The organism is Caldalkalibacillus mannanilyticus JCM 10596 (assembly GCF_000615945.1).
Lineage (GTDB): Bacteria > Bacillota > Bacilli > Caldalkalibacillales > JCM-10596 > Bacillus_AT > Bacillus_AT mannanilyticus.
Window position 1 is genome coordinate 18,243 of sequence record NZ_BAMO01000044.1, and the last position, 23,268, is coordinate 41,510.

Sequence of the window (23,268 nt, forward strand, 5' to 3'; positions counted from 1 at the left end):
AATAGTGTATGGTTGAGAGAGCTTTTATGAGAAATCAGATTGAAAGCTATTTCCTGAATGCAGCTAACCCCTGCCGGCGACACACCGTTATTTGTGAATCAAGCGATACAAGAGGTTTTTTTCTTGTATAAGCAGGGTGGTACCGCGTGAGAGAATCTCTTTCGTCCCTGATTTGAACGGAGTGGGGATGGAAGGGTTTTTTTATTTGCGTATCCCCATTGGATAAGTGCTAAGGACAGAAAGGAAGAGAGAAGAATGAAGAAGCTATCTTCGACACAAATTAGACAAATGTTTCTAGATTTTTTCAAGGAGAAGGGGCATGATGTTGAACCAAGTGCTTCATTAATCCCGCATGATGACCCTTCTTTATTATGGATAAATAGTGGAGTTGCCACTCTGAAGAAGTATTTTGATGGTCGTGTGATCCCTGAAAATCCGCGTATTACAAATGCTCAGAAATCGATTAGAACAAATGATATTGAGAATGTTGGAAAGACAGCAAGACATCATACATTCTTTGAAATGCTAGGAAATTTCTCGATCGGTGAGTATTTTAAGAAAGAAGCGATTCACTGGGCATGGGAGTTCCTTACCTCTCCAAAATGGATTGGATTTGAAGCTGAGAAGCTTTCGGTAACGATTCATCCAGAGGATGATGAGGCATTTGAGATATGGAGGAAAGAGATTGGAATTCCAGAAGAGAGGATCATCCGTCTAGAAGGGAACTTCTGGGATATTGGAGAAGGGCCAAGCGGACCTAATACAGAGATCTTCTATGATCGCGGTCCTGAGTATGGTGCTGATGAGAACGATCCTGAGCTTTATCCAGGAGGAGAGAACGAGCGTTATTTAGAAATTTGGAATCTGGTATTCTCTCAATTTAACCATAACCCTGATGGAAGCTATACTCCATTACCTAAAAAGAATATTGATACGGGAGCAGGTCTTGAACGCTTTGCTTCTGTCATTCAGAATGTACCTACCAATTTCGATACGGATTTATTTATGCCGATTATTGAAAAAACAGCTGACATTTCTGGAGCTACTTATCGCCAGAATCCCGATTTAGACGTAGCTTTTAAAGTGATTGCAGATCATGTGCGGACGGTGGTCTTTGCGGTTGGAGATGGAGCTCTTCCTTCCAATGAGGGTAGAGGATACGTCATTCGTCGTTTATTAAGAAGAGCGGTACGATATGGGAAGGTGCTAGGTGTACATGAACCGTTCATGTATCGTTTAACGGATATTGTGGGAGAGATTATGGGCTCCTTCTATCCAGAAGTTGTTGAAAAGAAAGAGTTTATAGCTAAGGTGATCAAAAATGAAGAAGAGCGTTTCCACGAAACCTTAAATGAAGGATTGGCTATTCTTTCCGAGATGATTGAAGGCTTGAAGCAAAAAGGAGAAAGCATTCTTTCAGGAGAGAATGTATTTAAGCTATATGATACCTTTGGTTTCCCGATTGACTTAACAGAGGATTTTGCTGCTGAACAAGGGTTTCAAGTGGATCGTGAGGGATTCGAAGCTCAAATGGAGTTACAGCGTGAAAGAGCACGTGCAGCAAGGCAAGATGTGGAGAGTATGAAGGTGCAAGGTGGCGTCTTAGGAGACTATAAGGAAAAAAGTGAGTTTATTGGCTATGATCAGCTAAGCGTTACTAGTAAAGTGTTGGCGATGGCTGGGAATGACCAATGGCTTGATCTTGTGAACGAAGGACAACAGGCACAAATTATTCTCGATCAAACTCCGTTCTATGCCGAAAGCGGAGGGCAAATTGCCGATCGCGGACGTCTTGTTGCTGGAGAGGCTGTTTTTGAGGTGGAAGATGTTCAGAAGGCGCCAAATGGACAGCACGTGCATATTGGAAAACTAGTAAGAGGAAGCCTGAAACAAGGGGATCAGGTTACGGCAGAGGTTCAAACTCCAGCGAGAACAGCGATTATTAAGAACCATACTGCGACTCATTTATTACATCAGGCTTTGAAAGATGTATTAGGAGAGCATGTAAACCAAGCAGGTTCCTTAGTAACGCAAGAGAGATTACGTTTTGACTTCTCCCATTTCAGCGCAATTGAAGAAGAGGAGCTACAACGTATTGAAGGCATTGTGAATCAGCATATTTGGAAAAATAGCAAGGTGGAAACGATGTATCGTTCCCTGACCGAAGCGAAAGCTATGGGTGCAATGGCTCTATTTGGTGAAAAGTATGGCGATACGGTTCGCGTAGTGAAGGTAGAGGATTATAGCTTAGAGCTGTGCGGCGGTTGCCATGTGAGCAATACAGTGGAAATCGGACTATTTAAGATTATCAGTGAGAGCGGAATTGGAGCTGGAACAAGGCGGATTGAAGCTGTAACAGGACAAGGAGCTTATCAATATCTCAATCAACAGGTCGAGCTGTTAAAGAATACAGCCCTACAGTTAAAGACCAAAATGAACGATGTACCTCAACGAGTAGAAGGCTTACAGACTCAGCTGAAGGAGCTTCAAAAAGAAAATGAATCGCTCCGTGCCAAGTTAGGAAATATTGAGGCTTCTTCGCTCACATCCCAAGTTCAAACGATCGATGGAGTGTCTGTCATTGCAGCGAAAGTCGCAGCACCAGACATGGATAATCTTCGAAGCATTGTTGATGATTTGAAACAGAAGCTTGGATCAGGAGTGGTTGTTCTAGGAGCAGTGTCAGGTGAGAAAGTGAATATCGTGGCTGGGGTAACGAAAGATCTAATCGCCAAAGGCTATCATGCTGGTCAACTAGTAAAAGAAGTGGCTACTCGCTGCGGCGGAGGAGGCGGAGGTCGTCCTGATATGGCGCAAGCCGGAGGCAAGGACCCTGCTAAGCTGGAATCGGCTTTAGAGGTTGTTCCTGAGATGATAAAAACAGTTTTACAATCATAATGTTTTACAATCTATATTTTTAGAGTACAATAGAAAAGAGAACTCCAAATTAAGGGATTAAAGCTGGAAAAAAAAGAGGTGTTTGTGATGAGTTCTATGGATCATACCATGAAATTTAGTGTCAAGGGAGAAAAAGTTGAAGTCGACCCACAGGAGGTGTTGCTGACAGTATATGCTTCTTTAGAAGAGAAGGGGTACAACCCTATTAATCAGATTGTTGGCTACTTGCTATCAGGAGATCCAGCTTATATACCTAGACACAACAATGCGCGGAGTACGATTCGTAAATTAGAGAGAGATGAGTTAATTGAAGAACTTGTTCGTTTCTATTTATCACAGCACCGTGAGGAACAATACAAGTGAGAAGTATGGGGTTAGATGTAGGAGATCGACGAATTGGTGTAAGTGTAAGTGACGAATTAGGCTGGACTGCGCAAGGAATTGAAGTGATTCAACGTAATGCGGACGTGCCAGATCAAGATATTCAAAGAATAGAAGAGCTAGTGAAGCAATACTCGATTGTGAAAATCGTGGTGGGTCTCCCGAAAAACATGAATGGCAGTATTGGGCCAAGGGGAGAATTATGTAAGGAATTTGCTCGTCAGCTTGAGGAAAGAACATCGCTACCTGTCATTATGTGGGACGAGCGTCTGTCTACCGTGGCTGCTGAAAAATTTTTAATTTCTGCCGATGTCAACCGCAAGAAAAGAAAAACCGTGATTGATAAGATGGCTGCAAATTTAATATTACAAGGGTATCTAGATTCCCAAAAATAAAAGAAGAGGTGTTGTCATGAGCGAATTTAATGAAGAACTAGATGTAGAAACCATCATCATTCCTGATGAGGACGGCAATGAAAATGAATTTGAAGTGTACATGAAGTTTGATGTGCCTTCAACAGGGAAGCAGTATATGATTCTGATCCCGTTAGAAGAGGGTGAAGTAGACATCGATGAGGATGAGGTTGTTGCCTTCCGTTATGAAGAGAATGGTGATGAATATTCTTTATTCTTTATTGAAGATGATGAAGAATGGGAAATTGTTGACGCTACTTTCCAAACATTACAAGAAGAGGTGTTGGGTCAATCGGAATAATCTGATTGATTCTAATCCATAGTAAGAATAAGGATTTTTTAGAGACGCCATCATTCTACATGATGGTTCTCTTTTTTTGTTGTATAATGGGGAATGATGGGAGGGAGAATAGATGTCAAAAAACAGCAGAAATGAAGAGTGGCAGGAAGAGGAGTCTTCATTTTCAGCCATTAAAGTTGTACTCATTACGTTGCTTATCCTTTTTCTAATAGGTGTAACTGGACTTGGTGTAGGGGGATACTATGTCTATACGAATTTGCAACCGATGGATCCACAATCAGAAGAATTTGTTCAGGTTGAGGTACCCCTAGGCTCCTCTTCTACCAAAATAGCTCAGATCCTTGAAGAAAACGGTTTAATAAAAAATGATAAGATTTTTTATTTATATGTCCGTTATAAGGGGGCATCAGGATTTCAAGCAGGGGAATATTATCTCTCAAAAAATCGACAATGGACGAGCTAATCGAACAGTTGAAGGATGGGAGAGTCTACTTAGAATCTGAAAGGTTCACGATTGCTGAAGGGCTGAGTGTGGAACAAATTGGTGCGCACTTAGCAGAGAAGGGACTTGTGAATCAAGAACAATTCTTGAAATTGATTAATGAAGGCGATTTTAGTGATATTCCTTTTGTTGCTGACATTCCTGAGGTGAAGGATCGTAAGTACCGCTTGGAGGGATTTCTTTTCCCTGAAACGTATGAAGTATTTAAGGGAGCGACAGAAGAAGAGATTATCCGAACGATGCTAAAGCAATTTGATAAAGAGATTCAGCCTGAATGGAAGGAAGAGCTAGAGAAACAGAATCGATCCTTATATGACGTCATTACACTGGCTTCCATCGTTGAAAGAGAAGCCGTAGTGAATGAGGAACGCAGCATTATTGCTGGGGTTTTCCACAATCGGATTCGAGAAGGGTGGTTACTCCAATCTTGTGCAACGGTCCAATTCGTCTTAGGAAAGCAACGGGATCGCTTATTGTTCGAGGACTTAGAAGTGAAAAGCCCTTATAATACCTATATTAATCCAGGGCTACCACCAAGCCCAATTGCAAGTCCAGGACGTGCTTCTGTAGAAGCAACCCTCTTTCCAGACAAACATGATTTCTTTTTCTTTGTCACAAAGAAGGATGGAACAGGTGCACATCACTTTGCCCGTACCTTTAAGGAGCATCAAAAAAATGATGCACAAAGCCGAGGGAATTTCTAGGAGATAGGAGAGATTCCATGATCATGAATCCAAAACTAGAGGAGTATCTACATCAGCTTACTCCTCTCCAACATCATATGTTAGCAGAGATGGAGAAAGTAGCTGAACGTGATCACGTTCCCATTATTGAAAGACCTTCTATTCAATTTATCCGCACTCTTTTAGTTTATAAGGCAGATATAAGAAGGATTCTGGAGATTGGAACAGCGATTGGCTATTCTGCCATCTGGCTAGCTGAAGCAGCTCCTGAGGCGATAGTAGATACGATTGAGCGAGATGAAGATCGTTACAGCCAGGCTCAGCAATTTGTTGCGAAAGCTGATTTACAGGAGCGCATTCAATTACATTTGGGTGATGCGACGACATATGCCAGCCATCTGCAAGATAGAGAGTATGATGTGATCTTTATCGATGCAGCGAAAGGGCAGTATAAGCTTTTCTTTGAACAGTATACGTCTCTCTTGAAGTCCGGTGGGTTAGTGATCACGGATAATGTTTTTTTTCATGGAGAAGTCGTAGCTGAAGAGATTGAACAGAGGCGTATTAGATCCTTAGTTAATAAAATAAAAGGATATAATGAGTGGCTGATCGGCTTAGATTCATTTGAAACATCCTTTGTTCCGATTGGCGATGGTCTAGCTTTAAGTGTCAAAAAATAAGGTTGGTTAATCTACATAAAATCAAATCAAGCTAATATATTATCATTGGATTCATGAATGAGTTTCTAAATAATAGGAAACGGTATAAATATCATGAATAGGAGGGGATTCTTATGAGTGAGAAAGAAACATTGGTAACCGAAGAAGGGTTAAGGAAGCTACAAGACGAGTTAGATTATCTGATTACACAAAAACGTAAAGAAGTGGTAGAACGGATTAAGATTGCCCGAGGCTATGGTGATCTAAGTGAAAACTCTGAATACCATGCGGCAAAAGATGAGCAAGCATTTGTTGAAACAAGAATTAATCAGATAGAAGCAATGCTACGAGGCGTGAAAATAATCGACGTAAACGAACAGGCGAAAAATGGAGTGTCTGTCGGAAAGACGGTTGTTATTCAAGAGCTTCCAGATGGTGAAGAAGAAGAGTACACCATCGTTGGTACCACCGAATCAGATCCCCTGAATGGAAAAATCTCAAATGACTCCCCACTGGCACAAGGGTTAATGGGTAAGGAAATTGGAGACCAAGTGAGTATCCAAACGCCAGGAGGAGAAATGAAAGTAAAGGTAGTAGATATCCGAGTATAAAGTAGACTTCCATCTGATGGAGTTTCTGCTCCATCAGATGGTTAGTCGCCCTTATCCTCATCTAACATGTGTGTTTATGCAATTTGTATAAACGGATATGCTTAGATGGGGTTTTTTTTCTTATTCAAATGTTAAGAATGGATTCTATAGATACTTTTTGAGTGAGAAGGGGATCCATATGAGGAAGCAGCATTATAAACGATTAATTTGGCTATTAAGCAGTATTTTCTTAGGGCTATTCATCTTGTTAGCACGAATCACTCATATTCAGTTAATTAGCACAGAAAGCTTTTCTTCTCATCAAATTAATTTAATCAAAAAATCCGTCCAGCAGCGCCAGCAACAAGTGATTTTGCATTCCGGAAGAGGAGAGATTACCGATCGTTATGGAAAAGCACTGACAGGGAAATCAACCTACGTGCTTGTTCTCTTTCCACTTTCCAGCAAGCTAGAGATGGATCAGCAAAAAATAGAGAAGGTCGCCCAGCTTGCACATATTTCCGAAGACCGTCTGCTCCAGCAAATTAGAGAAACACGAGAGCCTAAAATCTATCATTCTGTTCGAGGATTGTTGCAGTTAACGGAGGCGGAAGCCAATCAGATTAATGAATTAGCCATCCCTGGGGTGCTCGGATTGCCGTATGAAATAAGATATGATCCAGAGCAAATCGTTGCCCAGCACTTAATAGGTTATATTGGACAAAATGCGGAGTATGTGAAGAAGTATTTTGCGGACGATTTAGCGCAAGGTACATTACATGAGAATTCTGTCATTGGGATTAGTGGTTTGGAAAAAACGTTTCAGCCTTTTTTACAGGGAGCGGGTCCTACTTCCCTTTCTTATTACGTCGATGGCAGAGGCTATCCCTTACATGGAATGGATATTAAATATATGGATCAAGGGAATCCCTTCTATCCCTTAATTATGCAAACAACTCTTGACCTGGAGCTTCAAATGCAGGTTGAACAGCTGATGGAATCCCATCAAATGAAAGAAGGAACGGCGGTGATTCTTGATTCAGAAACAAGTGAAATTTTGGCTATGGCAAGCAGACCTCATTTTTTGACACAAATGAATTCATTCGATGCTTGGGAGAACAAAGCTATAAAAAGATTGTCCCCAGGCTCTATTTTTAAAATCGTCATTGCGGCTGCCGCCTTAGAAAAAGAATTAGTAAAGGAAGGGGAGGAATTCCACTGTGAAGGAATTCTAGAAGGTGCCAACCTACACTGCTGGAAGGATGGAGGACATGGGAGAAAGACTTTCGAAGAAGGGTTTGCAGAGTCATGTAACATTGTATTCGGTCAGCTTGCGGCGAAGCTTGGTCCAGAGGTCATTGAAGAATATGCCCAAAAACTAGGGTTACTTGATAAAAATGGCTGGCTCGATGATTCTCTTTTTCATATTGAAAATTTTAGGCAATTGGATAGCGAGGAGGCAGGTCAGATCTATGCTCCTACACGTTCTGAAGAAGAAAAAAACGATCAAGAATATCTGCTTCAAACAGGTATAGGACAATTGGATGTACAAGTTACTCCACTAGCTGTGGCTAATATGCTTGCGACGATCACCAAGGGAGGAAATAAGCATCAAGTCAAAGCTGTACGCGATATATTGTATCAGACAGGAGGTTCCTTCTTTCACTTTCCGAAAAAGAAGATAGAGGGCGAAACCATTTCTCCTTATACTGCTTACCAGCTTCAAAAGTTATTGGCGGGTGTAATTGACAAAGGAACAGCTTCCCGTTTAGCAGAAAAAGAGTGGAAGGCGGCAGGGAAAACAGGAACAGCTCAAGTAGAACGAAGCGGCATGTCGTATCATGTCCAACAGTTTAGTAACCATAAGTGGTTTGCAGGTTATTATCCAAGAAACCATCCGCGTTATGTCATTGTAGTTGTCAATATGAATCAACCTGAAAATGCTCGCAATGCTTCGATTGATCTATTTGGCGATATTGTTGATTGGCTCGAACAGAATAGATAATTTGCAATTTCTCGGGAAATATAAGGGTGTAAGTTCAAAAAGGATGACATAAGTCTTGAGGAGTGAACAAACAAAATGGCTCTTAGAGAACGAGAAATTTTAGCCAAAAAGAAGACAACAACCCAAGTCACAAAAGGTTCAGTAGCTGAGGTTATGCTTAAACAACTCCATTCATGGGGAGTGAAAAATATCTATGGTGTAGCAGGGGATGCTATACTCCCCCTCTTAGATGCCATGCACTATCACAAGGAGATGCAGTACTATGCGGTTCGCCATGAATCTGCGGCAGGATTTATGGCATCTGCTGAAGGAAAGGCGACGGGGAAAATCGGGGTGGCACTATGTACCAGTGGACCAGGCTTGGCGAATGTATTGAATGGAGTTGCAGATGCCAGTGCTGATCATATTCCCATGCTAGTCATTTCTGGACAAGTGGAAAGCCATAAAATCGGAACGGAAGCCAAGCAATATGTAGATCAAGCAAAAATGATTGATCCCCTCTCGGTTTATTCCGGTTCTATTCTTCATCCCGAAGCCACGATTGATGTCTTACACAGAGCGTTAATTGAGGCAATTAGTAAGAAGGGAGTCGCTCATGTTTCGATTCCCAAAGACATCTTGTCAATGCCCTACCAAGAAAAAATCCATCCTCCTCTTGGAATGCTAGAGAATGTCATTCAAGAGGATACACATTATTTGGATCAAGCTGTGAAGACGTTACTTCAGGCAGAGAAACCAATCCTCTTCATCGGAGAAGGGTCTCGGTCTTCAGCGTCGAAAGTGATTCGTTTAGCAGAGGAACTGGGAGCAGGTATCATTGAAACTCTGGGAGCGAAGGGCTGTGTTCCCTATGAGCACCCTTTATTTATCGATGGGATTGGAGAAGGTGGAACAGAAGAAAGCAGGGAGTTAATGCTGCAATCTGACTGTATCCTCATTGTTGGAGCAACTTGGTGGCCGAAGGGATTTGTTCCTGAAGATACGAAAGTGATTCAAATCGATATTTCTCCTGCGAGCATTGAGGCTCATAAAGAAGTTAACATTGGAATTGTAGGGGATGCTCAAGCCGTACTGAGTCAAATGCTTACGAAAATTACACAAAAGACGATGATTCCTAAGAAAGAGTGGGTTGAAACCCTAAAACAAGGAAAACAAAAGCTTGACGAAAAACTGAATCAAGCTCGTCAGAACAAAGAAACTCCAATAGCTCCTGAGCGTCTTATTGCCGCGATTGATCAGAATGTAGATGAGGATGCCATAATGGTCATAGATACTGGAGATCACACTGTTTGGTTTAGCCAAGTTTTTAGAGCCAAGAAACAAGAGGTGCTTTACTCAGGCAAGTGGAGAACAATGGGCTTTGCCATCCCAGCAGCCAACTCGGCAAAAATTGCGTATCCCCAAAAACAAGTGGTTGCTCTCGTAGGGGACGGATGCTTTACCATGAGCATGATGGAATTGGCTACAGCGGTAAAATATCAATTGCCTATCGTGGTTATTGTCTTTAATAATCAATCCTTAGCAATGGAAAAAAATAAAATGATGACGAGTGGAATCCAGCCATTTGGAACAGAATTGCATAATCTAGACTTTGCTAAAATAGCAGAAGCCTTTGGCGCAAAAGGAATTCGAGTGACTCAAGAAGCAGAACTAGAAGCTGCGATCCAAACCGCCTTGCAATCTCAGAGTGCAGTTGTTGTTGATGTTCAAGTTTCTGATGTGAAGCCTCCGCTTTTAGGGGAGTAAGGATGTTATGTTTGTAGACATCTAAAAAACGAGCGTGTGTACTAAAAAGTGCATGCGCTTTTTTCTTTGCCATAATTTGAGGATTGTCCCCTCTATCATTTCTTAGGTAATCTAGTAAAGATAGCTATGATAGAAAGGGTGTCCATTCTATGCAGACTTCTATGGCGAAAGCTACTCTACTTCGTACATTAAAACCGCTTATCCTACTATGTATGCTAATTCTTGCGGTACCTGAACAGTTGGGAGCCAGCGGTAAAAAGGAGAAGGCATCTGCTGAACCTCCATTTAATATGTCGTATATTTATTTTGGGAATATAGAGTCTCAATTGAGAGCAGTCAATCGAACAAATGATAGTTTACATGTGATTGCACCAAGCTTTTTTGATATCAAGACAGATGGAAGTCTAGCTATTAAGGTCAACTCTACGTTTGTTCAAGAGATGAGAAAGAAGGGGATTAAGGTCGTTCCTTTTCTTAGTAATCATTGGCATCGTGAAGCTGGACGAATCGCTCTTAGAAATAGAGAAGAGATGACAACTCAAATAGCAAAGGCCATTGAAGAATTTGGCTTGGACGGCGTAAATGTGGATATTGAAAACGTAACGGATATTGATCGTGAAGCATTTACAGATTTTGTTCGCTTACTCCGAGCCAAAGTTCCTAAGAACAAGGAGGTTTCTGTTGCAGTGGCGGCTAATCCAAACGGCTGGACCAAGGGGTGGCATGGCTCCTATGATTATGCTGCTCTAGCTCAGCATAGTGATTACTTAATGATCATGAGCTATGATGAAAGCTATGAAGGGAGTGCAGCAGGTCCAGTGGCGAGTATTGGCTTTGTGGAGCGATCCATTCAATATGCCCTAAAGCAAGGAGTTCCAGCAGATAAAATTGTCTTAGGGGTTCCATTTTTCGGGCGTTATTGGAATGATCAAGAAGAAAGAGGAGGAAGAGGAATCTCTCTAAACAGAGTAGAGGATTTAGTTAATAGATACAAAGGGAAAATCGAGTTTGATCTGAAAACTCAGTCGCCTAAGGCAACCTTCACGATTCGAGAACAGGATGAAAAAGCAGTTGTAGGGGGGCGTACACTCACACCAGGCTCCTATACCCTTTGGTTTGAAAACCATCAATCTATTCGTTCGAAACTATTTTTAATCCAGAAATATAACCTAAAGGGCTCTGGAAGCTGGAGTTTAGGTCAAGAAAATGAATCCCTATGGAAATACTACTCCGCTTGGTTAGAAGGAAAAATATTTGTCGACTCGATCGGACACTGGGCTGAAGAAGATATCTATGATATTTTTATCCAAGGCTGGATGAAAGGTCATTCAGAGCATTACTTTGCACCGGGAGAATCTCTGACCAGAGCTCAGGCAGCTACGATTCTATCTAGGGCATTGGAGTTGACTACAACGGGGACAGAAGTACGATATTCTGATGTGTCACAGCAGCATTGGGCTGCGAAAGAGATCGAATTGGTTACTCAGTATGGCATCATGCGAGGCATGGGAGAAGGGAAATTTGGTCCTAATGTTCACTTAACAAGAGAGCAGTTAGCCGTTATCTTAGCTAGGGTATTTGGTTATCAGCCGTCGGAAGCATTCCTCAACCCTTTTTCCGACCTCAATTCTACTCACTGGGCATATTCTGAAGTAATGGCTATGTATGAGCAGGGAGTGATCAGAGGTTATTCTGATGGGCGATTTGGGATACAGGAAAAAGTGAACCGAGCTCAAAAAGCAGCTCTCATGAACCGTGTTTCACCAAAAATAAGTAACTGGAACCGAGGCCAATAGTAAAGTCCCTGTAATCTAGAGGCGCTTGTCTTTGCATTCTCATCATCTAAGAAACTGTGTTAGAATAAGAAAGTAGGAGGAGATGAGAATGAAAGTTGTCATGATTCTATCTTTTGTGATCATATTTGCCGTGATTGGCTTAACCATTTTAGTGACAAACAGAGCCTATGCATATAAGCATGAAGTAGATCCTCTTGTTTCCCAAGGAGAGGGAGTAACCGAAGGAGAACAAGTGAAAAGAGCAAGTGAATTGTGAGAAAGGTGGGATATTCCCGCCTTTTTTATTTAAATATTGTTGTAAAAAAAGGAATTTCATACACAAAGTAGAATTAGGTAGTTTAGTCAGTAATCTGAAAAGGAGTGCAGAAATGAATCAAAAATTCTATGACGATGGGAAATCGGATTATGATGTTATTGTGTTGGAATACCTCCTTTTGAAGCTAGTTAATGTAATTACACTTAAAAAAATCGTCTTTGTGAATAAAAGGTTAAATAAATTACGCAAGAAATTGGATCAACAAAAAAGATTAAGGCATATGGATAACATTTTATATTAGGGTAGATATGGATGTTAGCTAAGGGTGAAACGATCATTTCCGAAAAAAGGGGATGTTATCAAGGGAGTGAATACATATGAAAAACTATATTATTTTTGGCGCTAGCAAGGGATTAGGCGATGCCTTTGTCAAAGGCTTGCCGGAACAAGGAGATCATGTCTGGATTGTTTCTAGAAGCCGTCCAGAGAGCTTGGATATTCAAGATGGGGTACATATACATTGGATAGAGGCAGACCTATCAGCTCCCTCAGCAAGCGATAAGATCGCTGAAGGCTTGAAGGATTCTGCCTTGGATGTGTTGATTTACAATGTTGGGATATGGGAGCGAGAAGGCTTTAGCGACGAGTACGATTTTGAAAAGGACGCACCGGACGAGATTGCTCAAATCATTCATGTTAATATAACTTCCACTATTCTATGTATCCAGAAATTGTTACCCAATCTTAGGAAATCAGATAATGCCAAAATATTCTTAATAGGTTCTACTGCTGGAATGGATAATACCAATTATACTCAAGTTTCCTTTGTGGCTTCTAAATTTGGGTTAAGAGGGGTATGTCACTCCATACGTGAGCATGTCAAACCATATGATATCGGGGTAACGATTATTAACCCTGGAGAAATCGCCACGCAAATTCCTTATGAAGAAGGAAGTGAGAAGGTTGTTACGGAGTATCAAGGCACTCAAATTCCACTTCAAGATATCGTATCACTCGTGAAGTGTGTCATGAATCTTTCAAAAGCCTCATGCGTGAAAGAGATCGATATTCCGGCGATGCGTGATACGAGTGCATAATAAGAGAGAGAGCCTGAAATATAATGATCATATCTAAAACAAAATTAATCCTTATTTATTTAGTTGTTTTTTTCATTATCTGGTTTATCATCCATTCGGCAGTGATTGTCATTGATGGATTAACTGATGAAATACATGCTGCTGATGTTGCTGTTGTACTGGGAAACAAAGTTGAAGCGAATGGAGAGCCATCAGAAAGATTAAAATCAAGATTAGATAAAGCTGTAGAATTGTATAACAGGGGTTATTTTACATCTATCATTGTTAGTGGTGGAATCGGAATAGAAGGCTTCGATGAAGGCAAAGTGATGAAAGAGTATTTGATGGATCAAGGTATTTCTGAAGAGAATATTATCGTGGATAGTCATGGTTCTAACACTTGGATGACAGCAGAAAACACAAAAAGATTCATGGATGAATGGAACGGTGGTACCGTCATGATTATTTCTCAGTATCATCATCTGTCAAGAACGAAATTAGCCTTTAAGAAGCTGGGGATGGAACCCGTAGCTTCAGCGAGTGCGGATATCATTGAAATGAGAGATTTGTTATTCGATCTTTCGAGAATTTTTTGCTTATTACGAATATGTTATAAGGTATTAATGATTTTATAGTTCCTTTCATACTTCGAGTTTAGGATGGAGATAGTAGGTAAATAATATCTTAGGCGCAAGGATGATATGGAGGGATGTATGTCATGTACGATTGTATCATTATTGGTGGAGGGATTGCTGGACTTCAGGCTGCGATTCAATTAGGTAGATATGAGCATCAGGTGTTAGTTGTCGATTCAGACTATGGCAGGTCCACCTTGTGCCGAGCTTATCATAACCTGCTTGGCTGGCCTAATGGAGTTAGCGGGGATGAATTAAGGAAGCTGGGGCGCGAGCATGCCGAAAAGTTAGGAATTGAATTTGTGCAGGATGAGGTTGTTCGTGCGGAAAAACAAGGAGAGCTTTTTACCGTGCAGGGAAAAAAAGAAGAAGCAACTTATCAAGCCAAAAGGCTATTACTAGCCACTGGTGTGCTGGATCGCTTTCCGCCACTGCCAGGTTTGGTTCCTTGCTTAGGACTATCTGTCTATGTCTGTCCAGACTGTGATGGATATGAAGTGAAGAATAAGCGAACGGTTGTCTTGGGAGCTGGAAATACAGGTGCCAGCATGGCGCTCACACTAATCTCTTGGACAGATGACCTTGTCTATATCAATCATGATCAGAAAGAGCTGAAGGAAGAATTTCGACTTAAGCTCGATCAAAACAACATCACGTATATTGAACAGCCGATTGAGCGAGTGCTGACAGAAAAAGAATGGGAATTTCGAGGAGTTCAATTAACCAATGGAGAAGAAATCCGAGGGGACAAAGGATTTATTGCTTTTGGAGGAAATGAAGTCAAATCTCAGCTTGCGAAACAGCTTGGAATCGAACGTTTAGAGAATAAACATATCTTAACAGATCCTAGATCAAAAATGACCTCTGTCAAGCACGTCTGGGCTGCTGGAGATGTGGTTGCTCACTCGGAACAGGTGACAATAGCAATGGGGGAGGGATCACAGGCAGCGATTTGGATTCATAAAAGTTTGATAAATGAGAACAAATAGACACTTTTGCATCATCATAAGCATTTTTTTTGCTTCTGATGATGCAATTGGGTAAAATGATATTCAAAGTGTAGAGATGTAGACGATCAAGGTCGAGCTCTCTAATTAAAAATCACTTCTAGGAGGTTTGTATTTATTATGCCAGTAGAACGCTTAGTAGGAAAACCAGCGCCACAATTTGAGATGGATGCCGTGATGCCAAATAAGGAATTTGGCAAGGTAAGTCTTGAGCAAATCAAGAAACAAGACAAATGGACAGTTCTTTATTTTTATCCAATGGACTTTACCTTTGTATGTCCTACAGAGATTATTGCATTAAGTGATCGCTATGATGAATTCGAAGATCTAGATGCAGAAGTGATTGGTGTATCTACTGATACAATCCATACTCATAAGGCTTGGATTAACACTCCTCGTGATCAGAACGGTTTAGGTGAATTGAAATATCCTCTAGCTGCAGATACGAATCATGTCGTTTCTAAAGAATACGGTGTGTTTATTGAAGAACAAGGCATTGCGTTAAGAGGTCTATTTATCATTAGTCCTGAAGGTGAACTCATGTATTCTGTTGTTCATCATAACAATATTGGACGTGAGGTGGACGAGGTATTACGCGTGCTTCAAGCATTACAAACAGGCGGATTATGCCCAGCGAACTGGAAGCCTGGTCAAGAAACATTAAAAGTATAACAGCATGAAGCAAACGGATTAAAAAAGACTCCGAACATCAAGGAGGTTAATAGCAGATGAAACTAAGAGCTCCGATGCCAGAACTGACTGGTGCAACGGCTTGGTTAAACGGTGAAGTAACGAGAGATCAATTAGTAGGAGAGAAACCTACACTGATTCATTTTTGGTCCATTAGCTGTGGGCTGTGCAAAGAAGCTATGCCTCAAATCAACGAATTTCGGGATCAATATCGGGATAAGTTGAATGTTGTCGCAGTACATATGCCACGTTCAGAAAAAGATCTAGATCTTGAAGAAGTCACCAAAGTAGCAAAAGAGCATGATATCTCTCAGCCTCTTTTTGTTGACGGTGAACATAATTTAACGGATGCTTTCGAGAATCAATATGTACCTGCCTATTATGTATTTGATAAGACAGGACAATTGCGCCACTTCCAGGCTGGAGACGGCGGAATGAAAATGTTAACAAAGAGAGTAAACCGTGTGATTGATGAAAGTGAGTCCTAAGAAAAGCTACTAAAAAAGATGAAATTAACTCGTAGAGGAGAATGAAAAAATGGCGAATATTACATTTAAGAACAACCCAGTTACTTTATTAGGGAACGAAGTAAAAGTAGGAGATCAAGCTCCTAATTTCACAGTATTAGCAAACGATTTATCTCCAGTAACACTGGATAGTTCAAAAGGAACGGTTCGTATTATTAGTGTGGTTCCATCTGTTGATACAGGTGTGTGTGATGCTCAAACTCGTCGTTTCAATGAAGCAGCAGCATCTTTAGAGGGAGTATCGATCCTTACTGTAAGTGTGGACTTACCTTTCGCTCAAAAACGTTGGTGCGGAGCAGCTGGAGTGGATAAAGTTCAGGTTGTGTCCGATCATCGTGATCTTTCTTTCGGAGAAGCTTACGGAGTAGCGATCAAAGAGCTACGCTTACTTGCTAGAGCTGTATTCGTAATTGATAAAAACGATAAAGTGGTTTATGCAGAATATGTTTCTGAAGCAACAAACCACCCTGATTATGAAGCACCAGTCGAAGCGGCTAAAGCAGCTCTATAAGGAAAAGGGATAGAAAATAGCATAGATGAAAAAGTCCATGAGGCAAGTGCTCCCTGAACAGGGGCAGCTTCCTTATGGACTTTTCTTTTTCAGTTCTATAGTTCTGATGGAAGTCTACTTTATATTGATCTAGAATTTCTAAAGTCTCGCGGAGACATTCCATATTTGGCTTTGAACACACGGTGAAAATATGTGTAGTTGGCAAAGCCAGACAAATCGGCAATTTGCTCCAAGGACATGGGACTAAATAAAATACGATCTCGAGCCATGTTTAACCGTACCTCCAGAGCATATTGCATGATGCTTTGTCCAAAAAAAGCTTTATATAAGCTCACGGTACGGGACACACTTAATCCAATATAATCGGCAACATCTTCAAGCTTAAAAGGCGCTGTCGCATGTTCCTCAATATAGTGCTTCATTCGATAGGCAAGAATATTCTTTCCCTTAGAAGTGGTTTGCTCTCGAATGATTCGATCCACCATGCGGCAGAGAATCTGCATAAAATAAGAGTTCATCTCCTTCGATTCCATGGTAGCTCTTCTCTCTTCCAGAGACATTTGCCGGAACAATGTCACCATTTCTTCATAGATCGGGACTTGGATTCGGCGAGGTCGAGGGGAGATGGTTGCCCACCAATGATCCATCCAAGCTCCTGCCTTGCAATATAAATAATAATCAGCACATAATATCTTTCTTTCATTTAGAGGCTGTGTTTCGGAATCAATGTGTAGCTCGTAATAATCGTCTGGATGACATACAATAAGGTCACCCGCTTCAAGAGTGAAGGATTGCTTGCCTATTCTGGTTTGACTTGTCCCTTCTGTTTGAATGCGAAATAAATACACCTTTAAGCCGTCCTTATGAATGGAATGGTAGGGTTTAGTGCTATGATAAGCATAGCCGCAATCGAGCACTTCACAGGCAAAGTCAGGTTGAAAATGAGTCAATTTCCTTCTCCTTTCAAAAACAGTCAGATTGTTCATGTAATTGTAATATACTTCATTTAATTATACAGGATAACGTAATATGATGTAATTATATTAATGATAAATGTAAGGAGGAGCATCTATGTCTAGTCCTACAGTGAGAATAGCCATGATAGGGTGTGGAGGGATTGCTACAGGAAAGCATTTACCCAGCCTAAAAAAACTAAAGCAAGTAGAACTGGTTGCCTTCTATGATATTGATACAGAAAGAGCTCAAAAGGCAGCACAGGAATTTGGAATCCCAGAAGCGAAGGTATACCAAAGCTATGAGGAACTATTGCAGGATCAAACGATTGATGTTGTACATGTCTGCACACCTAATGATTCACATGCTCCAATCAGTATAGCTGCTATGGAAGCTGGAAAACATGTGATGTGTGAAAAACCCATGGCGAAGACAGCAGCTGAAGCTCGTCAAATGTTAGCGGTAGCGAAGAAAACAGGGAAAAAGCTCTCTATTTCGTATCAGAACCGTTTTCGTTCAGACAGTCAGTATTTAAAAAAGGTTTGTGAGCACGGAGATTTAGGAGAAATTTATTTAGGCAAGGCGTTGGCGATTCGACGTCGGGCAGCTCCTACGTGGGGAGTTTTTCTGGATGCTGAGAAACAAGGAGGGGGTCCCCTCATTGATATCGGTACCCATGCCCTAGATTTGACCTTGTGGTTGATGAACAATTATAAACCAAGAAGTGTTGTAGGAAGTGTGTTTCATAAGCTAGGGAAGAAAGAAAGCCCTGCTAATGTATTTGGACCATGGGAGCCAGCTAAATTTAATGTAGAGGATTCAGCATTTGGCTTCATCACAATGGAAAATGGAGCAACCATCATCTTAGAGTCTAGTTGGGCGCTGAATACCTTACAAGAAGGTGAAGCAAAGACCGTTCTGTGTGGAACAGAAGGCGGGGCTGATATGGAAGATGGCTTGCGTATCAATGGTGAAAAATATGGCAAGCTATTTGTAGAGAAAGTGGCTAATAGTGCTGGGGATGTTGCTTTTTACTCAGGAGATGCTGAGAGCGCTGCTGATCTTGAAGCAAGATTATGGATTGAAAGTCTTCTGAATGATACAGAACCTTATGTCAAAGCGGAAGAAGCCTTAGTGGTAACAGAAATATTAGAAGCGATTTACGAGTCTTCGAAAACAGGAAAAGCCATCTATTTTTCATAAATTACTTAGGAAATGGGGTATAAGAGCATGAAATTAGGAGTATTTACTGTATTATTCTCACAGAAGCCTTTTGAAGAAGCTTTAGATTATATTGCAAGCAAGGGGCTAGAAGCCGTAGAAATAGGAACTGGTAGTTATCCAGGAAATGCACATTGTAATCCAGATCTGCTTCTAGAAGATGATAAGGCGTTACAGAACTTTAAAAAAGCGATTGAATCTAGAGGTCTTATGATTAGTGCCTTAAGCTGTCATGGAAATCCATTGCATCCTCAAAAGGCGATTGCCAAAGAATTTCATGATAACTTTGTTAAAACAGTGCAGTTAGCAGAAAAGCTCGAAGTGCCAGTGGTCAACACTTTCTCAGGCTGCCCTGGGGATCATGAAGAGGCAAAGTACCCAAATTGGCCTGTGGCTCCTTGGCCCAATGATTATCAAGAAATTTTGACCTGGCAATGGGAGAAGAAAATCATTCCTTATTGGAAGGAATGGGGTAAATTTGCTAGTGATCATCATGTCAAGATCGGTCTAGAGCTTCACGGTGGATTCTCTGTTCATAGTCCTGGAACATTGCTTCGCTTACGAGAGGAAGCTGGAGAAGTGATAGGAGCTAATTTAGACCCTAGTCATATGTGGTGGCAAGGAATTGACCCAGTACAAGCCATTCATATTTTAGGACGAGAAGGAGCGATTCATCACTTCCATGCGAAGGACACGTCGATCGATCCGATCAATGTGAATAAGCATGGTATCACGGATATGCAATCCTATACTCAGATGCTTGATCGTGCTTGGCAGTTTAGAACCGTTGGCTTTGGTCATGATCTTAAAGAATGGGCAGATATGATGAGTGCACTTCGCTTGGTAGGATACGATTATGTCGTTAGTATTGAGCATGAAGATGGCTTGATGTCGATTGACGAAGGATTCACGAAGGCGGTTAGTAATTTACAGCAGGTCTTGTTAAAAGAACCACTTACTCAAATGTGGTGGGTCTAGTTTGAAGTAGACTTCCATCAGATGGAGTTTTTACTTCATCTGACGATTAGAACGTGATAAAAAGAGCAGAAAAGAAGCCCTGTTCCTTAAGCTAACCATCCTATTCAGGTGATGATCTGATCATCTTCCTGTTAGATGGGTGCTTGGAAAGGGCTTTTTTCTTGTTCTCTATGTGTTCTTTGTTCTGCCGTGTTCAGCTGACTTGAGTCAATCCTACTCTAGAGCGTAGCGAATTTAATACAGACAGGCTTGGAAAGCTGGAGCGTATGCTCTGTTCTGTGAAGCTTTCCTGTTTCGGCATCTCTGGCAAAGGTAATAATATCGTTCGTATCTCGATTGGCAACCAGAAGAAAATGTCCGTCTGGAGAAAGGGCAAAGTTGCGTGGATGCTGCCCTCCTGTTGAGACATGCTCGATAAGGTGAAGGTGACCTGTAGACGGTTCAATGCCATAGACGACAATACTGTCATGACCACGGTTAGATCCATATAAGAACAAGCCATCGGGAGAGATATGAATATCGGCACAGGCATTCTCACCCTTATAATCGTCTGGAAGGGTTGAGAGAGTCTGAATTTCTGTTAGTTTCCCCTCTTCTTGATCATAGGAAAAAGCCGTCACTGACGAATTTAATTCATTAATGACATAACCGAAGGACTGAGAAGGATGAAAAACAAAATGTCGTGGTCCTGCACCAGCAGCTACTTTTACCTTTCCTTGAGGAATGAACTTATAATGATCAAGGTCCAGCTTATAGGTATGTAACGTGTCCGTACCAAGGTCACAAACGATCGCAAAACGGTTCTTAGGGTCTACATTTACGGAGTGCGCACGTGCTTGGCTCTGTACTGGATGGATGCTAGAACCTTGATGCTGTTGTACATCACTTGTTTTTGTAATTTGTCCATCCTGTGTAAGAGGAGATAGACCGATCATACCGCCATGATAGCTAGCCACCATTAAGCATGTCCCTGTCCGATCTAAAGTAATGTGACAGGTAGGACCAGCGACAGTGACTTCTTCATTCAATTTGCTGAGCTTGCCTGTCTCAGGATCAAATGTAAAAGAAACAGCTGCACCGCATCGATTTCCTGCCGAATCTGTTTTTTCAGTAATGGCGTATAGTTTCTGCTTCGCTCCATGGATGTCTAGAAAGGTGGGATTTTTAAGATCGGCTACCCCATCTAATAGTGTAAGCTTTCCGGTTGAGGGCTGATAGGAACATACATAGACTCCAGATGCTTCTGGCTCAGCATAGGAACCAATAAAGGAAAAAATTTGTTTTTCTGTTTCAGCTTCTAAATAACTCATAGTTTCACTCCAGTACAAATGAATTTCTACTTAAATTATCGCAAATGCAGCTTCATAGCGCAAACCAAAGCTCCCTAATTTAACAGTTTAGTGTATTGGAAGCGATTGACTTAATTTAGGTGATACTAGCAGGAGAACAAGGCTCAGATGAAGAATGGATGAAGAAAGGATATTTGGAGGTGTAGGATGAAGATTACATTATTTAAGTATCAGGATCAAGTGCGTTATGGCGTGATTAAAGAGAATAAAGTGATACCTCTTAGTGGAGATATTTTTGGAGCATATGAAGAATCTGCTGAAGAGATTCCTCTGAACGATGTAGAATTGCAAGCCCCTATTCAGCCGAGAAAATTGATCTGTGTAGGGTTGAACTACGCTTTACATGCGAAAGAAACGAATAAGCAAATTCCTGAAGAGCCCATGATTTTTATGTGTTCTCCATCTGCTATAATTGGTCCAAATGAAACCATCCACTTAAATAATCAGGAAGATCCCATTGATTATGAGGCGGAACTAGTCATTGTAATCGGCAAGAAAGGAAGAACATTGCTGCAAGCGAATATCAAGAATATGTCTTAGGCTACACCTGTGGAAACGATGTATCCAATCGACGACTGCAAAAAAAGGATGGGCAGTTTACCAGAGCTAAATCCTTTGACAGCTATAAACCACTAGGACCCTACATCGAAACTGAGCTTGATCCCACTCAGCTCCAGATTCGCTTATGGCAAAATGGAGAGCTAAAACAAAATTCAAATACCAGTGATATGATTTTCCCTGTTCCTCAAATTATTGAGTATGTATCACATATTATGACTCTAGAACCGGGAGATGTTATTTTTACGGGAACGCCTGAAGGGATCGGGAACTTAAGAACGGGAGATCACATAGAAATTGAGATCGAAGGGATTGGACGTTTAACGAATCATGTAAAGTAAGTGAAACATCTGCATAGATATAGAACAGTAAAAAAGAAGAACAATAAGGAAAAGAAGCCATTAAAAAAAGAAAACAAAGCTAATAGAGAGGTGAAAAGGGATGGACTTACATTTGCAGGGAAAGGTTGCTTTAGTGGTGGCATCTAGCCAAGGTCTAGGAAAGGCGATAGCGAAAGCCTTAGTCTTAGAAGGAGCACATGTTATGCTAAATGGTCGTCACCAAGACAAGTTACTGGAGGTTCAACAAGAGCTAGAAGCCCTTCAAGGAGGAAAGGTTTCTTACTGTACAGCAGATATCACGAAGGCAGAGGATGTCCACAGATTAGTGCAGGAAACTAGGAACGTATATGGCAAGGTAGATATCTTGATCAATAATGCCGGCGGTCCTCCAAGTGGTAGTTTTGAACAGCTCACTGATGAAGATTGGCAAAATGCCTTTGAACTTAATCTATTAAGCACGATTCGAATGATTCGTGAGGTCTTGCCAGACTTAAAGGAAGCCGGAGGAAAAATCATCAACATTGCTTCCTCTTCAGTCAAGCAGCCGATCCCCGGCTTGATCTTATCCAATACATTCCGATTAGGAATGGTGGGCTTAGCCAAAACCTTGGCAGAAGAACTTGCCCCCCATAAGATCTTGATTAATACCGTAGCACCGGGGCGAATTGCTACCGATCGCTTAGCCTATCTCAATCAAGTAAAAGCAGATAAGCTAGGAATGACGAGAGAAGAAATAGAAGCAGAATCACTCGAATCAATCCCTCTAGGCAGATTTGGCGAGCCAGATGAATTTGCCAAAGTGGTAGCTTTCTTAGTTTCTGATGCCAACTCATATATGACAGGAAGCACATTCTTGGTAGATGGCGGGCTGATTAAATCGATTTAAAATCAATCGTGTTCAAGGTGAAGTGGAAACTCCATTTTAGGAAGTCTGCTTTATCTATTGGAGGAAACGGAAAATAGTAAGGCAAATAAACTTGACATATATTCTCCCCCCTATTAAAATTAAAGACAAATATTGGTATATAATACTTTGATATGGCTGCCTATAATAAAACAAGTAAAAAAGTCTTATTGCCTTTAAACTAGAAAACGCTGTTTGGACTCATGTCGTAACAACCGTAGCCCTCATTATCATTGCACTTATTGTCTTGATCACTAGGATAAAAAGAAAAAAATGACCTCGAAATA

At 41.2% G+C, this 23,268-nt stretch carries 21 protein-coding genes and 2 pseudogenes; 21 read left to right on the forward strand and 2 right to left on the reverse strand.

Annotation, left to right across the window (positions count from 1 at the left end; translation table 11 throughout):
- Positions 1 to 255: 255 nt before the first annotated feature.
- From alaS to tpx, 17 genes and pseudogenes are all read left to right on the forward strand, one after another.
- On the forward strand, positions 256 to 2,898 hold the full coding sequence (gene alaS, locus JCM10596_RS19880; protein WP_025028609.1) for an alanine--tRNA ligase: 2,643 nt from the start codon (positions 256 to 258) through the stop codon (positions 2,896 to 2,898).
- 87 nt (positions 2,899 to 2,985) lie between these two features.
- A complete protein-coding gene (locus JCM10596_RS19885; RefSeq protein ID WP_025028610.1) occupies positions 2,986 to 3,261 on the forward strand; it encodes an IreB family regulatory phosphoprotein in 276 nt (91 codons plus the stop codon).
- Positions 3,258 to 3,674: a Holliday junction resolvase RuvX gene (ruvX, locus tag JCM10596_RS19890; protein WP_025028611.1), complete on the forward strand. Its 417-nt coding sequence runs from the start codon at positions 3,258 to 3,260 to the stop codon at positions 3,672 to 3,674. Before JCM10596_RS19885 ends, ruvX begins: the two co-directional genes overlap by 4 nt.
- A 16-nt stretch (positions 3,675 to 3,690) precedes the next feature.
- A complete protein-coding gene (locus tag JCM10596_RS19895) occupies positions 3,691 to 3,993 on the forward strand; it encodes a DUF1292 domain-containing protein (RefSeq protein WP_025028612.1) in 303 nt (100 codons plus the stop codon).
- A gap of 265 nt (positions 3,994 to 4,258) precedes the next feature.
- A pseudogene (gene mltG / locus JCM10596_RS26650) lies at positions 4,259 to 5,199 on the forward strand (endolytic transglycosylase MltG).
- 17 nt (positions 5,200 to 5,216) lie between these two features.
- Positions 5,217 to 5,858 carry an O-methyltransferase gene (locus JCM10596_RS19905; protein WP_025028613.1) on the forward strand — a complete coding sequence of 214 codons (642 nt, stop codon included), beginning with the start codon at positions 5,217 to 5,219 and terminating at the stop codon, positions 5,856 to 5,858.
- Positions 5,859 to 5,971: 113 nt separating this feature from the next.
- Positions 5,972 to 6,448, forward strand: coding sequence for a transcription elongation factor GreA (greA, locus tag JCM10596_RS19910; RefSeq protein WP_025028614.1), 477 nt, complete (start codon positions 5,972 to 5,974; stop codon positions 6,446 to 6,448).
- 178 nt (positions 6,449 to 6,626) lie between these two features.
- Positions 6,627 to 8,432 carry a peptidoglycan D,D-transpeptidase FtsI family protein gene (locus JCM10596_RS19915; RefSeq protein ID WP_034681836.1) on the forward strand — a complete coding sequence of 602 codons (1,806 nt, stop codon included), beginning with the start codon at positions 6,627 to 6,629 and terminating at the stop codon, positions 8,430 to 8,432.
- Between the two features lie 75 nt (positions 8,433 to 8,507).
- Positions 8,508 to 10,178, forward strand: a complete 1,671-nt coding sequence (locus JCM10596_RS19920; RefSeq protein ID WP_025028616.1) for a thiamine pyrophosphate-binding protein — start codon at positions 8,508 to 8,510, stop codon at positions 10,176 to 10,178.
- 149 nt (positions 10,179 to 10,327) lie between these two features.
- Positions 10,328 to 11,974 carry a glycosyl hydrolase family 18 protein gene (locus JCM10596_RS19925; RefSeq protein ID WP_025028617.1) on the forward strand — a complete coding sequence of 549 codons (1,647 nt, stop codon included), beginning with the start codon at positions 10,328 to 10,330 and terminating at the stop codon, positions 11,972 to 11,974.
- Between the two features lie 88 nt (positions 11,975 to 12,062).
- A complete protein-coding gene (ytzI, locus tag JCM10596_RS29290) occupies positions 12,063 to 12,230 on the forward strand; it encodes a YtzI protein (RefSeq protein WP_159102378.1) in 168 nt (55 codons plus the stop codon).
- A 377-nt stretch (positions 12,231 to 12,607) separates the two neighbouring features.
- A complete protein-coding gene (locus JCM10596_RS19940) occupies positions 12,608 to 13,327 on the forward strand; it encodes an SDR family NAD(P)-dependent oxidoreductase (protein ID WP_025028619.1) in 720 nt (239 codons plus the stop codon).
- Positions 13,328 to 13,350: 23 nt separating this feature from the next.
- The gene (locus tag JCM10596_RS26655) at positions 13,351 to 13,941 is read left to right on the forward strand and encodes a YdcF family protein (RefSeq protein ID WP_234410575.1); all 591 of its coding nucleotides are present in this window, start codon (positions 13,351 to 13,353) and stop codon (positions 13,939 to 13,941) included.
- Between the two features lie 83 nt (positions 13,942 to 14,024).
- Entirely contained in the window at positions 14,025 to 14,930 is a 906-nt protein-coding gene (locus tag JCM10596_RS19950) for an NAD(P)/FAD-dependent oxidoreductase (RefSeq protein ID WP_025028620.1), read from the forward strand.
- Between the two features lie 138 nt (positions 14,931 to 15,068).
- Complete coding sequence (locus JCM10596_RS19955) at positions 15,069 to 15,620, forward strand: peroxiredoxin (protein WP_025028621.1); 552 nt, start codon at positions 15,069 to 15,071, stop codon at positions 15,618 to 15,620.
- A 56-nt stretch (positions 15,621 to 15,676) separates the two neighbouring features.
- The gene (locus tag JCM10596_RS19960; RefSeq protein ID WP_025028622.1) at positions 15,677 to 16,126 is read left to right on the forward strand and encodes a TlpA disulfide reductase family protein; all 450 of its coding nucleotides are present in this window, start codon (positions 15,677 to 15,679) and stop codon (positions 16,124 to 16,126) included.
- A gap of 49 nt (positions 16,127 to 16,175) precedes the next feature.
- On the forward strand, positions 16,176 to 16,676 hold the full coding sequence (gene tpx / locus JCM10596_RS19965; RefSeq protein WP_025028623.1) for a thiol peroxidase: 501 nt from the start codon (positions 16,176 to 16,178) through the stop codon (positions 16,674 to 16,676).
- Positions 16,677 to 16,795: 119 nt separating this feature from the next.
- On the opposite strand, the gene JCM10596_RS19970 is transcribed toward tpx, so the two are convergent.
- Positions 16,796 to 17,626, reverse strand: a complete 831-nt coding sequence (locus tag JCM10596_RS19970) for an AraC family transcriptional regulator (RefSeq protein ID WP_025028624.1) — start codon at positions 17,624 to 17,626, stop codon at positions 16,796 to 16,798.
- Positions 17,627 to 17,747: 121 nt separating this feature from the next.
- Between JCM10596_RS19970 and JCM10596_RS19975 the strand changes: the two genes are divergently transcribed.
- Together JCM10596_RS19975 and JCM10596_RS19980 are read left to right on the forward strand one after the other, a co-directional pair.
- Entirely contained in the window at positions 17,748 to 18,833 is a 1,086-nt protein-coding gene (locus JCM10596_RS19975; protein WP_025028625.1) for a Gfo/Idh/MocA family protein, read from the forward strand.
- Positions 18,834 to 18,860: 27 nt separating this feature from the next.
- Positions 18,861 to 19,829 carry a sugar phosphate isomerase/epimerase family protein gene (locus JCM10596_RS19980; protein WP_025028626.1) on the forward strand — a complete coding sequence of 323 codons (969 nt, stop codon included), beginning with the start codon at positions 18,861 to 18,863 and terminating at the stop codon, positions 19,827 to 19,829.
- A gap of 218 nt (positions 19,830 to 20,047) precedes the next feature.
- On the opposite strand, the gene JCM10596_RS19985 is transcribed toward JCM10596_RS19980, so the two are convergent.
- Positions 20,048 to 21,139, reverse strand: a complete 1,092-nt coding sequence (locus JCM10596_RS19985) for a lactonase family protein (protein WP_025028627.1) — start codon at positions 21,137 to 21,139, stop codon at positions 20,048 to 20,050.
- Positions 21,140 to 21,325: 186 nt separating this feature from the next.
- Here JCM10596_RS19985 and JCM10596_RS30490 point away from each other — a divergent pair.
- Both JCM10596_RS30490 and JCM10596_RS19995 read left to right on the forward strand, forming a co-directional pair.
- A pseudogene (locus JCM10596_RS30490) lies at positions 21,326 to 22,077 on the forward strand (fumarylacetoacetate hydrolase family protein).
- Positions 22,078 to 22,177: 100 nt separating this feature from the next.
- A complete protein-coding gene (locus JCM10596_RS19995; protein ID WP_025028628.1) occupies positions 22,178 to 22,963 on the forward strand; it encodes an SDR family oxidoreductase in 786 nt (261 codons plus the stop codon).
- Positions 22,964 to 23,268 lie beyond the last annotated feature (305 nt).